At 58.6% G+C, this 18,923-nt stretch carries 22 protein-coding genes and 1 pseudogene; 18 read left to right on the forward strand and 5 right to left on the reverse strand.

Features of this window, described 5'->3' with window-relative positions:
* Positions 1–60 precede the first annotated feature (60 nt).
* The 6 genes from prmA (at position 61) to ACRTGH_RS08545 (ending at position 4,283) form a co-directional block, all read left to right on the forward strand.
* A complete protein-coding gene (prmA, locus tag ACRTGH_RS08520) occupies positions 61–1,002 on the forward strand; it encodes a 50S ribosomal protein L11 methyltransferase (RefSeq protein ID WP_368846316.1) in 942 nt (313 codons plus the stop codon).
* A complete protein-coding gene (locus tag ACRTGH_RS08525; protein WP_368846315.1) occupies positions 999–1,808 on the forward strand; it encodes a 16S rRNA (uracil(1498)-N(3))-methyltransferase in 810 nt (269 codons plus the stop codon). Before prmA ends, ACRTGH_RS08525 begins: the two co-directional genes overlap by 4 nt.
* On the forward strand, positions 1,759–3,054 hold the full coding sequence (mtaB, locus tag ACRTGH_RS08530) for a tRNA (N(6)-L-threonylcarbamoyladenosine(37)-C(2))-methylthiotransferase MtaB (protein WP_368846314.1): 1,296 nt from the start codon (positions 1,759–1,761) through the stop codon (positions 3,052–3,054). The genes ACRTGH_RS08525 and mtaB overlap by 50 nt, the downstream gene beginning before the upstream one ends.
* A 99-nt stretch (positions 3,055–3,153) precedes the next feature.
* Positions 3,154–3,501 (forward strand): histidine triad nucleotide-binding protein, encoded by a 348-nt coding sequence (locus ACRTGH_RS08535; RefSeq protein WP_368846313.1) that lies wholly within the window; start codon positions 3,154–3,156, stop codon positions 3,499–3,501.
* 120 nt (positions 3,502–3,621) lie between these two features.
* On the forward strand, positions 3,622–3,804 hold the full coding sequence (gene rpsU / locus ACRTGH_RS08540; RefSeq protein ID WP_006193396.1) for a 30S ribosomal protein S21: 183 nt from the start codon (positions 3,622–3,624) through the stop codon (positions 3,802–3,804).
* Between the two features lie 29 nt (positions 3,805–3,833).
* The gene (locus tag ACRTGH_RS08545) at positions 3,834–4,283 is read left to right on the forward strand and encodes a GatB/YqeY domain-containing protein (protein WP_368846312.1); all 450 of its coding nucleotides are present in this window, start codon (positions 3,834–3,836) and stop codon (positions 4,281–4,283) included.
* 73 nt (positions 4,284–4,356) lie between these two features.
* Here ACRTGH_RS08545 and ACRTGH_RS08550 read toward each other — a convergent pair whose 3' ends face one another.
* Positions 4,357–5,712: a sodium:solute symporter family protein gene (locus ACRTGH_RS08550; protein ID WP_368846311.1), complete on the reverse strand. Its 1,356-nt coding sequence runs from the start codon at positions 5,710–5,712 to the stop codon at positions 4,357–4,359.
* Between the two features lie 196 nt (positions 5,713–5,908).
* On the opposite strand from ACRTGH_RS08550, the gene ACRTGH_RS08555 reads away from it, so the two are divergent.
* The 4 genes from ACRTGH_RS08555 to ACRTGH_RS08570 are packed head-to-tail and all read left to right on the forward strand — an operon-like array spanning position 5,909 to position 9,116.
* Positions 5,909–6,556, forward strand: coding sequence for an NfeD family protein (locus tag ACRTGH_RS08555; protein WP_368846310.1), 648 nt, complete (start codon positions 5,909–5,911; stop codon positions 6,554–6,556).
* Positions 6,557–6,602: 46 nt separating this feature from the next.
* Entirely contained in the window at positions 6,603–7,598 is a 996-nt protein-coding gene (gene floA / locus ACRTGH_RS08560; protein ID WP_368846309.1) for a flotillin-like protein FloA, read from the forward strand.
* Positions 7,599–7,625: 27 nt separating this feature from the next.
* Positions 7,626–8,171, forward strand: coding sequence for a hypothetical protein (locus ACRTGH_RS08565; RefSeq protein WP_368846308.1), 546 nt, complete (start codon positions 7,626–7,628; stop codon positions 8,169–8,171).
* Between the two features lie 45 nt (positions 8,172–8,216).
* Positions 8,217–9,116: an NAD(P)-dependent oxidoreductase gene (locus tag ACRTGH_RS08570; protein ID WP_368846307.1), complete on the forward strand. Its 900-nt coding sequence runs from the start codon at positions 8,217–8,219 to the stop codon at positions 9,114–9,116.
* A gap of 53 nt (positions 9,117–9,169) precedes the next feature.
* Here the strand turns inward: ACRTGH_RS08570 and ACRTGH_RS08575 are convergent, their stop codons facing one another.
* Positions 9,170–9,571 carry a GtrA family protein gene (locus ACRTGH_RS08575; RefSeq protein ID WP_368846306.1) on the reverse strand — a complete coding sequence of 134 codons (402 nt, stop codon included), beginning with the start codon at positions 9,569–9,571 and terminating at the stop codon, positions 9,170–9,172.
* A gap of 99 nt (positions 9,572–9,670) precedes the next feature.
* Here ACRTGH_RS08575 and ACRTGH_RS08580 point away from each other — a divergent pair.
* From ACRTGH_RS08580 to ACRTGH_RS08600, 5 genes and pseudogenes are all read left to right on the forward strand, one after another.
* Positions 9,671–10,138: pseudogene (locus ACRTGH_RS08580) on the forward strand (heme NO-binding domain-containing protein); the annotation flags it as partial.
* Positions 10,139–10,849: 711 nt separating this feature from the next.
* The gene (locus ACRTGH_RS08585) at positions 10,850–11,467 is read left to right on the forward strand and encodes a methyl-accepting chemotaxis protein (RefSeq protein ID WP_438474863.1); all 618 of its coding nucleotides are present in this window, start codon (positions 10,850–10,852) and stop codon (positions 11,465–11,467) included.
* Between the two features lie 246 nt (positions 11,468–11,713).
* Positions 11,714–11,875 carry a rubredoxin gene (locus ACRTGH_RS08590; RefSeq protein WP_368846304.1) on the forward strand — a complete coding sequence of 54 codons (162 nt, stop codon included), beginning with the start codon at positions 11,714–11,716 and terminating at the stop codon, positions 11,873–11,875.
* Positions 11,876–12,070: 195 nt separating this feature from the next.
* Positions 12,071–13,039 carry a malate dehydrogenase gene (locus tag ACRTGH_RS08595; protein ID WP_368846303.1) on the forward strand — a complete coding sequence of 323 codons (969 nt, stop codon included), beginning with the start codon at positions 12,071–12,073 and terminating at the stop codon, positions 13,037–13,039.
* 375 nt (positions 13,040–13,414) lie between these two features.
* Positions 13,415–14,086, forward strand: a complete 672-nt coding sequence (locus ACRTGH_RS08600) for a DUF4352 domain-containing protein (protein ID WP_368846302.1) — start codon at positions 13,415–13,417, stop codon at positions 14,084–14,086.
* A gap of 25 nt (positions 14,087–14,111) precedes the next feature.
* On the opposite strand, the gene ACRTGH_RS08605 is transcribed toward ACRTGH_RS08600, so the two are convergent.
* Complete coding sequence (locus tag ACRTGH_RS08605; protein ID WP_368846301.1) at positions 14,112–14,804, reverse strand: nuclease-related domain-containing protein; 693 nt, start codon at positions 14,802–14,804, stop codon at positions 14,112–14,114.
* Positions 14,805–14,967: 163 nt separating this feature from the next.
* On the opposite strand from ACRTGH_RS08605, the gene ACRTGH_RS08610 reads away from it, so the two are divergent.
* Together ACRTGH_RS08610 and tadA are read left to right on the forward strand one after the other, a co-directional pair.
* A complete protein-coding gene (locus tag ACRTGH_RS08610; RefSeq protein ID WP_368846300.1) occupies positions 14,968–15,252 on the forward strand; it encodes a rubrerythrin in 285 nt (94 codons plus the stop codon).
* Entirely contained in the window at positions 15,245–15,709 is a 465-nt protein-coding gene (tadA, locus tag ACRTGH_RS08615; RefSeq protein ID WP_368846299.1) for a tRNA adenosine(34) deaminase TadA, read from the forward strand. Before ACRTGH_RS08610 ends, tadA begins: the two co-directional genes overlap by 8 nt.
* 27 nt (positions 15,710–15,736) lie before the next feature.
* On the opposite strand, the gene ACRTGH_RS08620 is transcribed toward tadA, so the two are convergent.
* Positions 15,737–16,441 carry a tetratricopeptide repeat protein gene (locus ACRTGH_RS08620; RefSeq protein WP_368846298.1) on the reverse strand — a complete coding sequence of 235 codons (705 nt, stop codon included), beginning with the start codon at positions 16,439–16,441 and terminating at the stop codon, positions 15,737–15,739.
* A gap of 185 nt (positions 16,442–16,626) precedes the next feature.
* On the opposite strand from ACRTGH_RS08620, the gene ACRTGH_RS08625 reads away from it, so the two are divergent.
* The gene (locus ACRTGH_RS08625) at positions 16,627–17,475 is read left to right on the forward strand and encodes a ChbG/HpnK family deacetylase (RefSeq protein WP_368846297.1); all 849 of its coding nucleotides are present in this window, start codon (positions 16,627–16,629) and stop codon (positions 17,473–17,475) included.
* 131 nt (positions 17,476–17,606) lie between these two features.
* On the opposite strand, the gene sstT is transcribed toward ACRTGH_RS08625, so the two are convergent.
* A complete protein-coding gene (gene sstT, locus ACRTGH_RS08630) occupies positions 17,607–18,899 on the reverse strand; it encodes a serine/threonine transporter SstT (RefSeq protein ID WP_368846296.1) in 1,293 nt (430 codons plus the stop codon).
* Positions 18,900–18,923: the final 24 nt, after the last annotated feature.

Below are 18,923 nucleotides of genomic sequence, written 5' to 3' on the forward strand. Positions count from 1 at the left end.
TAAACGACGATAAGGAAACGCGGCTTGGCGGTGTTTTCAGCAAAAGAGGGGCGATGCTTTTTGAAATGGGCCGAGGTCAGTGTGGCCACGTCGCATGAGGCGACAGAGCTGGTGGCCGGAATCTTTCAGGATTTAGGAGCAGCCGGCGTTGTGATTGAGGATCCGGCGCTTTTGAACGACTATATCCGTTCGGGTCTTTGGGATTATACCGATCTCAAGGAAGCGGAGGAAACGGAGGTTGTGACGGTCAAGGCGTACTTGCCCCTCGATGCGGGGCTGGAGGGAAAGCTTGCTTCCCTTGCTGTTCGCATGGAGGATCTGGCAAGGCGCTGCACGGATGCGGGACCGGGAGAGATTTCCTGGCTTGAGGTGCAGGACGAGGACTGGTCGGAGACGTGGAAGGAGTTCTTTCACACGGAGAAGGTCGGTGCGTACACGGTCATCAAGCCGACTTGGGAGACGTATGAGGCGAAGCCCGGCGAGATTGTTGTGGAGCTCGATCCCGGTGCAGCCTTCGGCACGGGACAACATGCGACGACGGCGCTCTGCATTCGGGAGCTTGAGCGGCTCGTGAAGCCCGGCATGACGGTGTTCGATGTCGGCACGGGTTCGGGCGTCCTTTCCATCGTGGCGGCAAAGCTCGGGGCAGGAAGGGTATGCGCCGTGGACTTCGACCCTGTCGCTGTCCGTGTGGCCGGGGAAAACGTGCGGCAGAACGGCGCAGAAACCGTGGTGACGACAAGGCAGAGCGACTTGCTGCAAAATGTCGAGGGCAAGGCGGATTTGCTCATCGCGAATATCATTGCGGACATCATCGTGCGTCTCTTCAGCGAGGTGGAGGAGCATCTTGAGCCCGGTGCGAAAATGCTGCTCTCGGGCATCATCGAGGATCGCGTGGATGATGTTGTGGAAGCGGCATGCGCCCATGGCTTCTGCATCGAGAAAATCGAGAGGGAAAAGGACTGGGCAGCGATCGTTGTCCGTCGGGGGGACGCGCAGTGAGGCGCATCTTTTTGGCGCAGCCGCTTTCGCCGCAGATGGAAGTCACAGGGGCGGACGCGCATCACCTTGCGCATGCCATGCGTGCCCGCAGCGGCGAAAGACTTCTCGTGACAGACAGCGAGGGGCATTCGGCGGAAGTGCAGATCGCAGGCTTTGCTGCAGGAAAGGTTCTGCTGCGCCTGGTGCGCTGCATGGAGGAAACACATGAGCCGCCTTGCTGCGTGGAGCTTTTCCAATGCCTGCCCAAGGGCGACAAGATGGACTTCATCGTGCAGAAGGCGACGGAGCTTGGCGCGGCGCGTCTGCATCCCGTGATGAGCCGGAACGCTGTCGTGCGCTACGATGAAAAGAAGGCGCGGGCGCGGGCGGCTCGCTGGCAGAAGGTTGCGGCGGAGGCCGCGAAGCAGTGCGGACGAGAGAAGATCCCGGAGATTCGGGAAATCCGTCCCCTGGCGGCGGTGCTGCAGGAATTGGCAGACGGGAGAACCGGAGACGCATTGGACAGCGAGCCGGAGCTGCGCCTTTTTTTTTATGAGGGCGAGAAGCGAGGCGGCTTGCAGGACGTCCTGCGGCAGACGGCGGCGCAGCGCATCCTGCTGCTCGTGGGTGCGGAGGGCGGTTTTGCCGCCGAGGAGGCGGAGCTTTCCCGCGCGGCGGGTTTCCTGCCCGTGACGCTGGGGCCGCGCATCCTGCGTGCGGAGACGGCAGCTGTCGTTTCCCTGGCCCTTGTGCAGTATGAAAAAGGAGATTTGGGTTTTGCCAACAGCAGCATTGACGACCTTGGGGTGCAAGGTCAACCAGTTTGAGACGGAAACGATGGAAGGGCTTTTTCGCCAGAGAGGCTATACCATCGTTCCTTTTGACGAGGCGGCGGATGTTTATGTCATCAATACATGCTCGGTCACGAGTCTCGGCGAGCGGAAGTCGCGTCAGCTCATCCGCCGGGCGCGCCGCATGAACGAGGCGGCCGTGATCGCCGTGACCGGCTGCTACTCGCAAGTCGCTCCCGAGGAAATCCGGGCAATGGACGGCGTGCGCGTTGTACTGGGCACGAAGGAGCGTGCTGACATCGTCGACTATGTGGAACGGGCGGCGCGGGAAGCCGGTGTGCTCGATGGGACGACGGACATCATGCAGGCGGCGGAATTCGAGGACATTCCTCTTTTCGGTGCACCGGCGCGTACGCGCGCCTTCCTCAAGATCGAGGAAGGCTGTGAAAATTTCTGCTCGTTCTGCATCATTCCCTATGCGCGCGGACCGGTGCGCAGCCGCAGCCTTGAAAGCGTGCGGCGCGAGGCCGCAAAGCTCATCGATATGGGCTTCAAGGAGATCGTTTTGACAGGCATCCATCTCGGCTGCTACGGGCGCGATATCGGCGAGGCAACGCTGGCCGATGCCGTGCGGGCCGTTCTCTCCCTGCCGGGGCTCAAGCGTCTGCGCCTGGGCTCCCTTGAATCCGTCGAGCTCTCGGACGAGCTTCTTGCGCTTTTCTCGGAGGACGAGCGCTTTGCCCGCCACCTCCATTTGCCGCTTCAGGCCGGCTCCGATGCCGTTTTGCAGGCGATGAACCGGCACTACGACACGGCGAAGTTCGCGCAGCTCATCGAACGTGTTGAACGCGCCGTGCCGGGCGTTGCCGTTTCGACCGACATCATCGTGGGATTTCCGGGAGAAACGGAGGAGTTCTTTTCCGAGAGCCTGGCTTTTGTGGAGCGCATGAATTTCGCCCGCATGCATGTTTTTCCCTACTCGCCGCGCCGCGGTACGCCTGCGGCGAACTTTTCGGGACAGGTGCCGGAAAACGAAAAGAAGGAGCGCGTACACCGGATGCAGTCTCTTGCTGCGAGGAAGAGCGAGGCGTTCCATGCGGCCTTTCTCGGCCGCGAGATGTCCGTGCTCTTTGAAACGGAGCGGGCGGGAATCACGGACGGGCTGACGGAAAACTATATCCGCGTCTACACAAAGACGCCGGTCAAAACAGGCGATATTGCAGAAATGCGCCTTCTGCGCCTCCACCGCGACGGAATCTGGGGCGAAGGGGTCGGAGACTGAAAGCGGCCGCAGGCAATATTTTTCGTGCGGCAGGTTTTTTGTGCCCGAAGGCGAATAAAAATATAGTACGGTATTCTATCCGGAAGGGAGGTGCAGAAGATGGCAGACTGCATTTTTTGCAAAATCGCAGCAAAGGAAATTCCCTCGACGCCGGTCTACGAGGACGATACGGTGATCGCTTTCAAGGATCTCGAGCCGCAGGCGCCCGTCCATGTCCTCATCATCCCGAAGAAGCATATCAGGAGCCTGCTCGGCTTGACGGAGGAGGACAAGGCGGTCATTGCACACATCCACGTGGATGTCGTGGGAAGGCTCGCGCGCGAACTCGGGATTGCGGAGAAGGGTTTCCGCCTTGTTGCCAATACGGGCGAAGAGGGCGGACAAACGGTTGGGCATCTGCATTTCCACCTCCTGGGCGGACGTTCCATGGCATGGCCGCCGGGCTGATAGTTGACACTATAACGGGAAATCATGTATAATGTTATGGTGCACGGCATGGCGTCATCATCCCCATTCGGACGCTGACTTTCCGTGTATTCCCAAATCTAGTGGAGGGGGGGAAGAACAATGGCAAATGAGGTCAAAGTAGGAAAAAACGAAACGATCGACAGTGCTCTCCGCAGATTCAAGCGTACCTGCCAGAAGGCCGGTACTTTGGCAGAAGTAAGGAAACGTGAACATTACGAGAAACCGAGCGTGAAGCGCAAGAAGAAGTCCGAGGCAGCGCGCAAGCGCAAGTTCAGGGCTTGATTGACGCTCGTCAGGTGGAGGCCATAGACATGTCGCTGAAAGAAAAATTGATGGAAGACATGAAGCAAGCGATGAAGGCGAAGGAAGAGGGCAGGCTGCGCCTGGCCGTCATTCGCATGGTGCGCTCGGCAATCCGCCAGGCTGAGATTGATGGAAAGAAGGAACTCGACGACGAGGGAATCGTTTCCATCATCAGCAAGGAGGTCAAATCCCGCAAGGATTCCCTGGAAGAATTCCGCAAGGGAAACCGTGCCGATCTCGTGCAGGAGACGGAAGAGGAGATTTCCGTGCTCTTGCCCTATCTGCCGCAGCAGCTTTCCGAGGACGAAATTCGCGCTCTCGTGGAGGAAGCCGTACGGGCAACCGGGGCTGTGACGCAGAAGGACATGGGCAAGGTCATGGGTGTTTTGATGCCGAAGGTCAAAGGACGTGCCGACGGCAAGCTCGTAAACCGGCTTGTGTGCGAGAAGCTGGGCTGACAGCGCTTTTCTCAATTCCTGAAAACAGCAAAAAAATCGCAAAGCATCGGCTTTGCGATTTTTTTTGCTGTTTTCAGTCTTTCCGGCGCAAGCCCGGCAGGAGAAGCAGAGCGCTGACCGTCAGTCCGAGGAACAGGGGATGGATGCCGGATCCGAGGGCGGAGGCCAGGATGGCGGCTGCGGTGGAAAGAAGCATGGAAGCGACCGCCCAGCGCGGCCGCAGGCGATGGGGCAGGAATACGGCGGCGGTCAGCGGCAGGAAGATGCCGCCGCCCCGCAGCGCCATGGAGAGGTAGTTCCAGAAGAGCACCTCGGAGCTTTCGTTGAGGAGGGCGAATCCTGCGGCAAGAAGCATGACGAGAAGCACCGAAAGGCGATTTAGCCAGAGGAGACGCCATTCGTTCCGGCGCGGGAGAAGCGGTGCGAACACATCGTGCGAGAGCATGGTGCCGATGCCGAGGGAAAGGCCGCCGATGCTGCCGATGAGGGAGAGGACGATGCCTCCCATGGCGATGCTGCCGAGAACGCTTCCGGCATGGGTGAAGAGGAAGAGCGGCAGGGCGAGAATGGGAGAGATGCCGGGGACGGCTGCGTGCATGTAGATGCCGATGAGGGCGCATGGCAGGCCGACGGGAAGGACGATGAGCGCGGCGACGAAGGCGCCGATGGCGGCCGTGCGCGGGTTGGAGGCGGCGAAGACGGCCTGGAGGTAGGATTGGGTGGAAAGGATGCCGACGATGAGAGAAACAAGGCCGACCATGATATTCTCTGTCCCTGCGCTCCAAAGATCCAGCATAGCCGGCGGCAGAGAGGCTGCTATGTCGGGAAGTCCCTGCCAGGCCTCGAAGCCGGCGAGGAAGAGGCTGAACCAGAGGATGAGCATTTTCAGTATGCCGCCGATGCCGGCGCTTTTCATGCCGCCGAAGAATACGTAGCAGGCAACGAGGGCGACGAGTACAAGGGCGGCCTCGCCGTAGCCGATGCCGAAGAGTGCGGCGATGAGGTGGAAGCCGGGCAGGCAGCTCGCAACGGCGCTGAAAAATATGCCGAGGGAAGATACGATGCTGGAAAAAATACCGGCGGGCCTGCCGTAGTTGAGCCCGAGGTACTGCGGCACCGTTTCAAGCGAGGTGCGTCTGAGCGGCCGCGCATAGAAAAAGCCCATGAGGACGAGTGAGAGGCCGATGCCGATGGTGAACCACCAGGCCGAGAGCCCGAGAGAATAGGCGAGCTGCGCCGTGCCGACCGTGGCGCCGCCGCCGACGCATGTGCCTGCGATCGTGCCGGCGACGAGGGGCACTCCGGCATGACGCCCGTTGAGGCTGAAGCCTTCCGCCGAATGGATGGAGCGCGCCGCATAAAGCCCGCTGGCGAGGACGACGCCGATCGTCAGGAGCAGGACGGCAAGCTGCAGGGATGAAATTTCCATGAAAGAGTCCTCCCGTCGATTTGAAGTTCCTCGCTTGCGGGGAGCCTTTCTGCAATTATACTGCCGCAGGGGCAGCAAGGCAAATGTTTCCTGCAAACAAAGCAAATGCTAATGCTATATTTTAGAGGGAACGGCAGGGTTTGGGGGATTTCCATGGAATAGATGTAAGAAGAGGAAGCGGAAAGGATGTGATTGCATGGATGTTATCGGTGGCTTGCCCGTCTTGCAGGTGCTCCTCGTAGCCGTAATCTTTCTTGCCCTACTCATGGAAATCAAGACGGGCGGCATGGGGCTCGGCGTGCTTCTCGGCCTCGCTGCTGCAGGCGTCTTTTTCGGCAGCCAGTATGTCAAGGGACTTGTGAGCCTCTATCACGTCGCCATCTTTCTCGTGGGCATACTCTGCATTGCAGCGGAGGCGCTGCTGCCCACGATGGGCCTTCTGGGCGGCCTCGGCGTTGCGGCGCTGCTCTACAGCGTCATCCTGGCGCTGGGCGGCGATTTCAACGCCGTCTATGCCCTTTTGGCCGCCGCTGTGCTGGCTCTCGCCGTCTTTGCGCTGATCGTCAAGCGGCTGCCTTCGAGCCGCCTCTGGAAAAAGGTCGTGCTGCAGGATGAGTCGACGAGTGCGCGCGGCTATGTGAGCGCCGAGGAAAGACTGGGGCTTTTGGGGCGTGAGGCTCGTGTGCTCACGGATGTGCGTCCTGCCGGCTCAATCCTCGTTGACGGCGTGCCCGTCGATGTCGTGTCGGAGGGCGCCTATATCGAGAAGGGCGAGCGCGTGCGCGTGGTAGCGGTGCATGGCAGCCGCGTCGTCGTGCGCAAGGCCGATGCGCCGGAAGAATAGCTGCGGCGCTTTCTTGTATGTTTGTCCGTGAATGGGAGGTATATTTATGAGTGGAATCATCAGTGCGGCGTTTCTTTTTGTCATCATCGTCGTGGCCGCCATGCTCTTTTTTCATTTCGTGCCCGTGGGTCTTTGGATCTCGGCCATCGCGGCCAATGTGCCCGTGAGCATTGTCACGCTGATCGGCATGAGGATGCGCCGCGTGCCGCCCGGCAAGATCGTCATGCCGCTCATCAAGGCGAATAAGGCAGGGCTTGATGTGCAGGTCAATCAGCTCGAAGCGCATTACCTTGCCGGCGGCAATGTGGACAAGGTCGTCGATGCCTTGATTGCGGCGCATCGGGCGCAGATTCCCTTGCCCTTCGAGCGCTCCGCTGCCATCGATCTCGCGGGACGCGACGTGCTCGACGCGGTGCAGATGAGCGTCAATCCGAAGGTCATAGAGACGCCGATTGTCTCGGCTGTGGCGATGAACGGCATTGAATTGAAGATCAAGGCGCGTGTGACCGTCCGAGCCAATATCGACAGGCTTGTCGGCGGTGCGGGCGAACCGACGATCATCGCGCGCGTCGGTGAGGGCATTGTCACGACGGTAGGCTCTTCGGCGAGCCACGGCGAAGTTCTCGCGAACCCGGACGTCATCTCCAAGACGGTGCTGGGCAAGGGGCTTGATGCGGGAACCGCCTTCGAGATCCTTTCCATAGATATCGCCGATGTCGATGTCGGGCGCAATATCGGCGCGGAGCTTCAGACCGACCAGGCGGAAGCCGACAAGCGAATTGCTCAGGCAAAGGCGGAGGAACGCCGCGCCATGGCGGTCGCAAAGGAGCAGGAGATGAAGGCCTACACGCAGGAGATGGAAGCGAAGGTCGTCGAAGCGCAGGCGGAGGTTCCCCATGCCATGGCGGAGGCTCTGAAGAGCGGCAATCTCGGCGTCATGGATTACTACAACCTGCGCAATGTGCAGGCGGATACTGATATGCGTACGGCCATCAGCGAGGCCGGCAGCAAGAAGACGACGCCGCCGGCGCCGGTGAAGTGAGGCGGCGGGCAGAACGGGGGAACGCATATGAGCGTCACGGGCATTATCGCGTTTATTGTCTTTCTTCTCATCGCGAATGTTTTGGATAAGAAAAAGAAAAAGGCGGGGCGCCAGAAGCTTCCGCCGCACAGGAGGCAGATGCCGCCGGCGGGCGGCGCGGACTGCGAAATTCCCCTGCCGGTCCGGCAGGAGGGGCAGGGCGCGTACGGCGCCGACTGGCAGGGTGAGACGGCCTGGCGGCTTGCTATTCCTCTGCCGGATGATACGTCGCCCGGAGCAGAGGACCGCATCTATCGCGAGCTGCAGGCGCAGCTGCAGGAAGATGCGGCGTTTCGGCGTGGGATGCCGGAAGCGTTTGGCTTAGAGGAAATGCGCCAGGAGGCCGGACGGGGGCGGCGGGAAAGCGTTCGCGCAAGATCCGGCAGTGCGGCGCAGGAACAGGAGGCGGCAGAGCCGTCTGTTCTTGAGGCTTTTGGGCTTGCCCTGAAAGATTTGCCCCATGCTGTCGTGCTGGCCGAAATCATCGGCCGCCCCAAGTCTCAGCGGAGGAGGAATCCTTATTTCCGGCCATGAAGCTTAGGGTGGGAGACGTGCTCTTGCCGCGGCGGCAGGCGGTTTTTGCAGGCGGACAATGCAAAGGAGGCAAAGGAATTGGCAAAGGAAAGAATTGGTTTCATCGGTACAGGGGTCATGGGGAGCAGCATGGTGCGAAACCTCATGAAAGCCGGCTATCCCGTCACTGTTTACACGCGCACGAAGGAGAAGGCGAAAGCGCTCTGCGCCGAGGGGGCGGCCTGGGCGGCTTCGCCTGCGGCGCTTGCGAAGGATGCGGCGGTCGTCATCTCCATGGTAGGCTATCCGAAGGATGTCGAGGAGATTTATCTCGGCCCGGACGGCGTCCTCAGCGCCAAGCAAGGCGGTATGGTCATCGACATGACTACGTCGAGCCCTGCACTCGCGAAAAAGATCTTTGCTGCAGCCAAGGAGCGGGGCATTGCCTCTCTCGACGCGCCCGTGTCGGGCGGCGATATCGGTGCGAAGGAAGCGCGTCTCGCCATCATGGCAGGCGGCGAGAGTGAAGCCTTTGCTGAGGCGCTGCCTGTTTTTGAGGCCATGGGCAAGACCATCCGGTATTTCGGTCCGGCGGGAAGCGGCCAGTATGCGAAGATGTGCAACCAGATCGCTATTGCCTCCAATATGATGGGCGTTGCCGAAGCCATGGCCTATGCGAAAAAGAGCGGTCTTGATGCAAAAGCCGTACAGGAGACGATCGCGACGGGGGCGGCGGGATCGTGGTCGCTGTCGAATCTCGCACCGAAGATGCTGTCGGACGATCGCGCTCCGGGCTTTTTTATCAAGCATTTTCTCAAGGACATGCGCATAGCTTTGTCTTCTGCCGAGGAAATGGGACTCGACCTGCCGGGGCTGAAGCTAGCCAAAAAACTTTACGAGGAGCTTTCAGCGCGCGGCTTTGAGGACTGCGGCACGCAGGCGCTGTTCCTATGGTATGACGTCTGAAGGAAAGACGCCGCCCGGTCGGCCGCCTTTTCCGCTGTTCGTCCCGGGCGGCTCTATTTTCTGCCGAAAGCGAAGAGCTTCACGGCGAGGAAGGTGATGGGCACGCCGAGGACGGCGGCGATGATGAAGGCGGCGAGGCTTGGGAAGCCGAGCTGATTGTAGAAGAGGAAGACGATGACATTCTGGATCAGGTAGTTCGGAATGTAGGAAATCGCGAACTTCGCGCATTTTTCAAGCGAGAGCGGCTCGTGGAAGATCAAGCGGCTGTTGAGTGCGTAGGCGATGACGTTCGCGAGGATGTAGCCGATGTTGAACGCCAGATTCGTGTCGAAAAAAAGCTCGAAAATACTGGCGAGCAGACTGCCGTTGAATGTGTTGAAGCAGCCGATGGCGAGAAACAGCAAAAATTCGCGCGTGAAGAAGTGACGGCGCAGAGTTTTAGAAAGTGCGGGCATGGAGAGCCTCCCCCTTCCGGTGTTTGTTGTCAGTATAGCATAAGAGGGGGCGAAGAGGAAAGAAATGTGCTGCAGGAGATGATGGAAGAGGAGCAAATCATGAAGGGAACTGTTGTGGCGACGTGGATGGACACGGCGCAGAAGCTTTGGGGCGGATCGGCTGTCGGCGAGGCATGCAGGGCGGCAGGATGGACGGAAGGCCGCATGTTCACCCCGTTGGAAGATGTGGCGGATGGTGAGGTTCAAGCCTTTGTCGATGCGCTGGCGAAGTATATGGGACAGACGTCGGAAACCCTTTGGTACGAGATAGGGCGCGACAACATCCTGACCTTCGCCTCTGTCTATCCGTCTTTTTTTGAAGGCAAGAACATCTACACGTTCCTTGCCTCCATCTACAATGTGCATGTGGAAATCGTCAAGAAGATTCCGGGCGCGAATCCGCCGCTCCTGAAGATGACGCCGCTTTCCGAACACGAGGCGGAGCTTCTTTACAAGTCGAAGCGCAGCCTCATTCCGTATTTCCGCGGACTGTTGAAGGGGGCGATCGACTACTTCAAGGAGCCGGTCGAGGTGAAGGTCGTCGAGGAAGGAAACGGCGTGGCGAGGCTGCGGCTGCATTTCAAGGAGCGCATCTTGGAAAAGCGGAGCTTTGCGCTCAACTGTATGATGGGCGTGCTCTCGCGCTCGCTGCCCGTCAAATTCGCTCTTGCGTCTTTCGCTGCGTCGCTTGTCCTCAGCGCACTCTTTTGGGCTTTCGGCGTTTCCGCTGTGGTGTTTGCCTTCCCCGTCCTCATGGGCATTGTGAGCGGCGGTGCCGCCTTTTTGCTGCTCGCTCCGCTTCGCCTGCTGCGCCGCGAACTTACCGATATAGCCGAGCATCGTTTCTCCGCGGATCTCGTGCTCACTTCGCGCGATGAATTCGAGGAGATGGGCGCTTTGATCGACGCCTACAAGAAATCGATGCGAGCCGACTTCACGGGCTTCCGCGGCATGGGGGATGAGCTCATCTCCTACGGCGGCAAGTTCAACGAGCTCGCGAGCAATATGAGTCATGCGTCCGCTCATATCGCTGAGGTCGTCGACAGCGTGGCGGAAGCGACGACGGAGAGTGCCTCTTCGACGGGGCAGGTGGCCGAGGTGCTGCGCCGGAACGTCGAGGCTTTGCAGCAGGTCGTTTCTTCGCAGGAGAAGAACAACCGAAGCCTCGCGGAAGCCGTGGACAATGTGGCGCGCGGCTTCGACGGTGTGCGCTCCTCAAGCGATGCTCTCGGCAAGAGCATGGAAAATTTCGCCGCCGTGCGCGATGCCGCCGATTCCTTGAAGCAGGAGACGGAGAAGATCATCTCCATTGCCAACATGGTGACGGAAATCGCTTCGCAGACGAACCTCCTCGCCTTGAACGCCTCGGTCGAGGCGGCGCGTGCGGGCGAGCAGGGCAGAGGCTTTGCCGTCGTCGCGCAGGAAATCGGCAAGCTCGCCGCCGAATCGCGCGAGCAGGCGGAAACGATCACTTCTGACGTGCGCAACATCACGCGCATCATCAACGATGTCGTCGCGAGCATCGATGCGGAATACAAAGCGCTCGGCAAGGAGAGCGGTGAACTCGTGGAGGTCGTCGAGAGCAACAACGCTTTCGTTGCAAATATCCGCGAGGTGTCGACGAGCATCGGCAGCATCATCGCGCGGCTCAACGATGAGATGGGACGCATGAACGACGCTATCGGACAGGTGCGGAACGTCGCGGGCCTTTCGGAAGAGAATTCCGCCTCGGCAAAAGCCGTCAACGAAACGGTGGCCGACCATCACGGAAAGCTGCAGGATATGATGGAAAAAATTCAAGACTTCCAGAAGATTGCCGTATCGTTCTCGGATGACCTCAAGAATTTCAAAATATGATTTTCCAAACGCTTGCTTTGTCCCAAAAGTCATAGTATCATAAGAGCGTACGCCGAGAGAGGAGAATGCCGCAGGATGCGGACGGCTCCTGCTTTCGGCAGGGGCGGCGCCCCGAGTGTTTTGCTGTGAAATCCCAAAAAGTCAAGCCGAAGGCGCAGACCGATTGGTTGGTTTCATTAAGGACGGCGCACAATGTCTGCAAAGTGAATATTGTGCGTTTATTTTTACAATAAGGAGGAATTTTTTATGAAGATTTGGACTTGCACGGTTTGCGGTTGGATTTACGATGAGGCGAAGGGCGATCCCGACTACGATCTCGCACCGGGTGTCCCGTTTGCGGATTTGCCGGAGGATTTCGTGTGTCCTCTCTGCGGCGTCGGCAAGGATATGTTTGAGGAACAGGGATAACCGTTGGGCATTTTTGATAAATGGGGTTAATGATTTCATCAAAATTTACCTGAAACAAATTGATTCTTCCTGTAATTTTTGGTATAATCAGACTGTAATCAGCTTGGATTCCCATTTGTCATTCAAGCAATAGAAGATGCGTCCCAGCTAGTCCAGGGGGATGTCTCGTCGAATTTCAAAGGAGGCAGATTTTACATGAAAGTAACAGTTGTTGGTGCAGGTAATGTCGGAGCTACCGTTGCGAACGTCCTTGCGACGAAGGCGTTCTGCAGCGAGGTCGTCCTCGTTGACATCAAGGAAGGCGTACCTGAAGGCAAGGCCATCGACATCATGCAGACGGCTCACATGCTGAACTTTGACACGACGGTGAAGGGCGTCACGGCTCTGCCGGACGATCCGAACGGTTATGCCCCGACGGCAGGCTCCGAGGTCGTCGTCATCACGTCCGGCATGCCGCGCAAGCCGGGCATGAGCCGCGAGGATCTGATCGGCGTCAATGCGAAAATCGTTAAGAGCGTCGTCGATCAGGCTTTGAAGTTCTCTCCCGATGCGTACTTCATCATCATTTCCAACCCGATGGACGCTATGACGTATTTGGCCCTGAAGGATTCCGGCCTGCCGCGCAACCGCATCCTCGGGCAGGGCGGCATGCTTGACAGCAGCCGTTTCCGCTACTATCTGTCCGTTGCCCTGACGGAAGCAGGCTATCCTGCGACGCCGACGGACATCGACGGCATGGTCTTGGGTGGCCACAGCGACAAGACGATGGTTCCGCTCGTCAGCCACGCTACGCTGCGCGGCGTTCCCGTGACGCAGCTCCTCTCGAAGGAAGCTCTGACGGACGTCGTTGAGAAGACGAAGGTCGGCGGCGCGACGCTCACGAAGCTCCTCGGCACGTCCGCCTGGATGGCTCCGGGCGCTGCGGCGGCCATGATGGTCGAGGCGATCGCTCTCGATGCGAAGAAGCTCATCCCGTGCTGCGTCGGCTTGGACGGCGAGTACGGCGAGAAGGATCTCGCGATCGGCGTTCCCGTCATTCTCGGCAAGGGCGGCTGCGAGAAGATCATCGAGGTTCAGTTCTCCGACGAGGAGAAGGCGAAGTTCGAGGAGAGCGTCGCTGCTGCACGCAACACGAACTCGAAGCTCGGCGATGCGCTGAAGTAAGAGATGAGGCAAGGGCGTCAGACCATGCGGTCGGCTCTTTGTCCGATAGTAAAACCCCCGCTCGGTCATATCCGGTCGGGGGTTTTCTCTGTCCGTTCAGCGCATTCTTGTCACTTCGTTCACCGATGTATCTTCTTTAAATGGTGCAGAATAAAAGAAAGGTGTGGTTTTTCCCATCCCATGTGTTCCGGCATTTGCCAAGCAATGCCGGAACGCATGGGAGAAATGCTCTTATGCCAGGAACCCGTTGATGATCTCTCTTTGCTTAGTTCGTTCATTTCCCGTGCTTTCGCAGGTTTTTCTTTTGGAAAAAGACGTTTTTGACGATAAAGATAAAGAATATGAGAAAATTGCTGGGATAAAGGAAGTGGCTTTATGAAAACACAGGCGGGAAAATGTTTGTTGATTGCGCTCGCTGCAGTATTCTTCTGCGTGGGTGGCTATTGGTTCTTCTTTGCCGGCGGCAGTTCCGGATGGGGAACGGGAGGCTCCGGGCAGGGGGCGCAGCAGGCGGCGAGCCAGAGCGCAGAGCAGGAAGCCAAGGAGAGCAAGGCGAAGGAAGACAAGGCTGCGGAGGGCAGTGAGGCCGCTGCTGCCGATGCGAAAGAGGCGCAGGAGGCGAAGCCCGAGGATGAGGCGAAGAAAAAGGACGGCAAGAGCGTTTATCCGCTGCAGGTCATGATTATGGAAGCGAAGCGTGCCGAGGAAATCGAAGGCGCAGCGAAAGGAGCGCAGGGCCCGTTCCTCATTGTCAAGGCTACGCTCGCGAATGTCGGCCAAAAAAGCGTGAGCATCATCCCGCAGGGCATGTCCCTTGTCGATACGGACGAATCGCGCCACAGCGTATCGAAGGAGGGCATGGAGGCGCTTGCTCGGAAGAATGAGCCTGTATTCACGTCGTTTGACATCAAGCCGGGTACGGCGGCTACGGCAAGCGTCGTCTTCTCCTTGGCGGAGGATGACAAGCCTGCTGTTTTCGTAATCCAGCCGGCAGGAGGCGGCGATGCGATGCGCTTCCATCTGCCGGAGAGCGTGAAGAAGCTCTGATGCGGCCGCGCGCTGCTTTTACGAATCAAAGCTTTGCGGTCAAGGCCTCGATGGCTTTTTCCTGCGTTTCGGGGGGCAGCGGTTCGTCTTTCGTGAAGTTTTGGATATGATGCAGCACGTCGTCGCCTGATGTATAGCAGCCTTCAACCTGCTCTTCGAATTCAGCGCGTGTGAAGTAGACGCAGCCTTCGATCCAGGGGCGTATGCCGTAGGAAGCCAGATAGGACTGCAGTTCGCGAATGCTGCGGTTCATTTGCTGCACGGGATTTTTCATCGGTACGCGGTAGGGCGTGCCCTTGCTGCCGACTTTATGGCGAATCCAGTCGCTGCCGCCCATCGGCTCGATTTTGCCCGTGCGCGTCTTTACATCGACGACAAAGAGGCCGTTGGGGCCGACGATGACGGCGTCAAGAGTGCTGCGCACACTGATGTTTACATTCATGAAAATCTGGAAGGATTCGGGCAGAGCGCTGAGGAAATCGACATCTTCCGTGCTTCCCTTCACCGCCGCTTTGGGGCCTCGGGCGCTGTTTCCCGCGCCGAGCGCGGTGATGGCGACGGCGATGCCCACGAAGATGTAGAGGGAATAGGGATTCGGCTCGAGGAAGATGAGGCCGGCGAGCCAGAGCAGGAAGACGATGAGGCAGACGACGGCCAGGAAGAGCTGCGTTGTCTTGTTCTCGGCAGCCACAGCTTTTGTGTAATGGAGGTTTGCCATAGAGAGGATCCTTTCTTGGGAAAAATTAATAAAAAATAAGGACGAAAAACCTAATCGGAATAGGATTTTCTATTAAGGAAAGCGCGAATTTATACGATATAAGAAAAACAAAGGAGAAATGGAAAATAATTATTTGTTAGAAAGATATTAGGAGGTGGCGGACATGATTGACAAGGTTGAAAAAGTCACTCGTATAAAGGGCGCTGTATATGATGTGCGTCGCCGTGACGCAAAGGACGGAGAAGGCAAGGGCAAGAAGGAAACGTTCAAGCGCATGCTCGAATCCGCTATGGACAAGAAGAAGGGAAGCCGTGAGGCTGAGGAGGAAGACGCTGCGCAGAAAGCCTACGCGCTTGATTTGAGCCTGAACCGCGCCACGCAGTCGCTTTTTTACGCGGACAGGCAGCCGTTGGATCTGGGCGGTCTGGTGGAGAGAATCCATGCTTGATGATATTGCCTGTATGAGGGAAGCGCTGCGCGAGGCGGAAGCGGCCTTTGCGGCAGGGGAGGTTCCGATCGGCGCCGTGCTTGTCGATGCGGCGGGCAGGATCGTTTCCCGCGGCCATAATATGCGGGAAGTCTGGCGCGATGGTACGGCGCATGCTGAGATCATTGCTTTGCAGAAGGCTTCTCGGGAGCTGGGGCGCTGGCGCCTTGGCGGGCTTACGCTCTACGTTACGGTGGAGCCGTGTCCGATGTGCGCCGGCGCTCTTGTCATGTGCCGCGTCGACCGTGTTGTCTACGGTGCGCCTGACGCGAAGGCGGGAGCCTGTGAATCGCTTTTCAATATCGTGCAGCATCCCGCACTCAATCATCGACTGGAGGTTACCGCCGGAATTCTTGAGGACGATTGCCGTGCCATTATGCAGCGTTTTTTTCGCGAGCGGCGGCGCAGGAAGGACTGAAACGTTTCGGCACGCCGGCGTTCTTTCCTAGATATCCCAAGAGAGGAGAGCAGGCGCCGGGGTGGCATGGTCGATTTCATTCAGGATCCAGGAGGCGTTCTCGTGCTGGGCAGAGAACGCCTTTTCCAATGCGGCCTCGTATTCCTTGGGAACGGCCATTGCATGAAGCGCCATATGCATGTAATCCTTGGCGACGAGGACGGAATCGCGTTCGGCCGCGAGCTGGGCTTTGAAGCGATAGCCGTAGTAGAGGTAGCTGTTATGCTCGATGGGGACGTCCTGATAGGCTTCGATGCGTTCATCGCATTCGGCCTCGGCCGCCTGTCCCTGCCCCATGGCATGCAGGATGTTCCAGCGTGCGGCCCAGAGTTCGCCGCGAAGGATGAACTTGTAGAGATAATCGGTGTTCTCGGCAAGCTCGATTGCGGCATTGATATGCTCCAGCGCTTCTTCGTATCTTTTTTCCGCCCGCTCGATCTCGCTGAGGCGCTGCAGGGCAAAGATCTTTTCCTCCACGTCCTCGCGGTTTTCCTCGTCGGTTTCCGCGTCAATGACGGAATGAAAGAGTTCGCTCGCTTCTTCCGGCCTGCCGATTTCCGGCATCGCGAGAAAATGGGCGAGCCGGGCGCGCGCGTGCCAGTCATCAAAGCCTTGGGCAAAAAGCGCCTCCGGCGGCTTTCTTCTGCTTTCCAGCACGAGCTGTACGAGATTTCGAAAATCCTCGTTTGTCACAAAAAATCCTCCCTTTGCTATTATCGGGTAAATCATCGAATCGGATAAATATCAATCATATAGATATAGGTATTCGCCCCGATTGTCCATTCCCCTGCAAGCGGATGTCTTCCGGCTTCTGTTTGCCATCGCTTCGCCCCTGCGCTATAATGGGGACAGGTTTACTGCGTTTGGAATGGATGTGAATGTTTTTGAAGCGGCTTATTGTAAACGCCGATGATTTCGGACGCCATGTGCATATTAACGAAGCGGTGGAAAAAGGCGCCGCAGAGGGGATTTTGCGCTCCGCGACGCTGATGGCGGGCGGCAGAGCCTTTGAGGATGCAGTTTCAAGGGTGCGCCGTCTGCTGCAGCTCGGTCTTGGCGTCCACTTCACGCTGGTCGACGGTTTTCCCATCCTGCCGCCGGAAGAGATTCCGTCTCTGATCGATCAAAACGGCGTGTTTTTTCCGGACTACCATACGTTTTCCAAGCATTATGCGAGGGGCGGCGTGCGTCTGGAGGAAGTCCGTGCGGAGCTTGCGGCACAGCTCGGGAAGCTCAAGGCGGCAGGACTTGCCGTCGACCATGCGGACAGCCACCAGCACATGCATGTTCTGCCGGGCATCGTGGAGGTCGTCATAGGGCTTTGCCGTGAGGCCGGTATTCCTGCGCTGCGCGCGCCTTTTGCGCCGCTTTTTGCAGGCTCCTTTGGCGGCGTCAGGCAGTTCGTGGGGCGCGTCGGGCTCTCGCTCCTCGCCCGCAATGCCGCGCGACTGGCACGCCAGGCGGGACTCTTTGTGCCCGGGCATTTTGCAGGCATCGTTGCCGGGGAAGCCGTCGGCGAAGCGGAGCTTGCTGCGGTTCTCGAGAATCTGCGCGAGGGCACGACGGAAATCATGATGCATCCGGGAACGATGAACGAAGCGATTGCACGCGACTGCGGCTGGCAGCACGATTTCGAGGCGGAGCTTGCCGCCATCGTGTCACCGCGCGTCGCCGCAGCAATGGAGCACGGAAGAATCGAAGCTGTAAATTTCGGCTCCGTATCCTAAAAAACGTGGTCACCAGCCGATACAAGGCCAGTGACCACGTTTTTTGTGTTGGAGGAAACGTCGCTTTGCGTTCTCGTGGCTTTGAAGGGCGTGCCCTTTTAAGCCTTCAATCTGACGTCCGACATCCGGGGTCAACGAGAAACAGGAGGCATTTGCTTTTCTGCAGTTTCTACAACTTCAGCCGGAGCAAGAACCAGGGAATCGGACAGCGTGCCTTCCCTGGCGCGCTCGGCGAATTCGGCGGTTGCCGTGAAGAGGACGTCGCTCGAGCTGTTCAGCGCCGTCTCGCAGGAATCCTGCAATACGCCGATGATGAAGCCGACGCCGACAACCTGCATGGCGATATCGTTGTTGATGCCGAAGCTGGCGCAGGCCACGGGAATGAGCAGGAGCGAGCCGCCGGCAACGCCCGAGGCGCCGCAGGCGCCGACCGTTGAGATGATGCAGAGGAGAAGCGCCGTCGGCATATCGACCTCGATGCCGAGCGTATGGGCTGCGGCAAGCGAGAGGACGGCAATCGTGATGGCCGCACCCGACATGTTGATGGTAGCGCCGAGCGGAATCGAGATGGAATAGGTATCCGCCGAGAGACCGAGACGCTTGCAGAGAGAGAGGTTCACGGGGATGTTGGCAGCGGAACTGCGCGTGAAGAAGGCATAGATGCCGCTTTCCCGGAGCGTCGTCCAGACGAGCGGGTACGGATTGCGGCGGATGTGCAGGAAGACGATGAGCGGGTTCATGATGAGCGCGACGGAGAAGAAGGCGGCCAGGAGTACGGCGAGGAGCTGGGCATAGCCGATGAGCGCCTCGATGCCGCTTTCTCCGATAGCGTTGGCGACGAGGCCGAAGATGCCGAAGGGAGCAAAGCGGATGACCCACTGCACGATCTTTGTCACGGCTTTCGCGAGATCGGCAAGCATTTCCTTTGTGGCATCGTTGGCCGAGTGAAGCGCGACGCCGGCGAGCACCGCCCAGGCCAGGATGCCGATGTAGTTTGCCGTTACGATGGCGTGCAGCGGATTGTCGACGACGCTCAAAATCAGATTGTGCAGCACTTCGACGATGCCGCTCGGCGGCGATACCTCAGACGACGCGACGGCGAGATGAAGCTGCGTCGGAAAGAGGAAGGAGTAGCTGACGGCGACCATGGACGCGAAGAATGTACTGATGACATAAAGGCGTACAATCGGCCGCATGGAGGTGCTGGCGTCGGCGTTCTTCTGCGCCATGGCGTTCATGACGAGCACGAAGACAAGAATCGGTGCGACGCCCTTCAGAGCCTTGACGAAGAGATCGCCGAGGATGGAAATGGCCGGGACGACCTGCGGCATGGTGACAGCGACGATGATGCCGAGCACGAGGCCGATGGCGATGAGCTTGATGAGGGCAGTTTCCTGATATTTTCTGCCAATGGAACCAAACAAGGAAATTCCTCCTTAATAAATGAT

The organism is Selenomonas oralis (assembly GCF_051603425.1).
In the GTDB taxonomy this organism is placed as follows: Bacteria; Bacillota; Negativicutes; order Selenomonadales; family Selenomonadaceae; genus Selenomonas; species Selenomonas sputigena_A.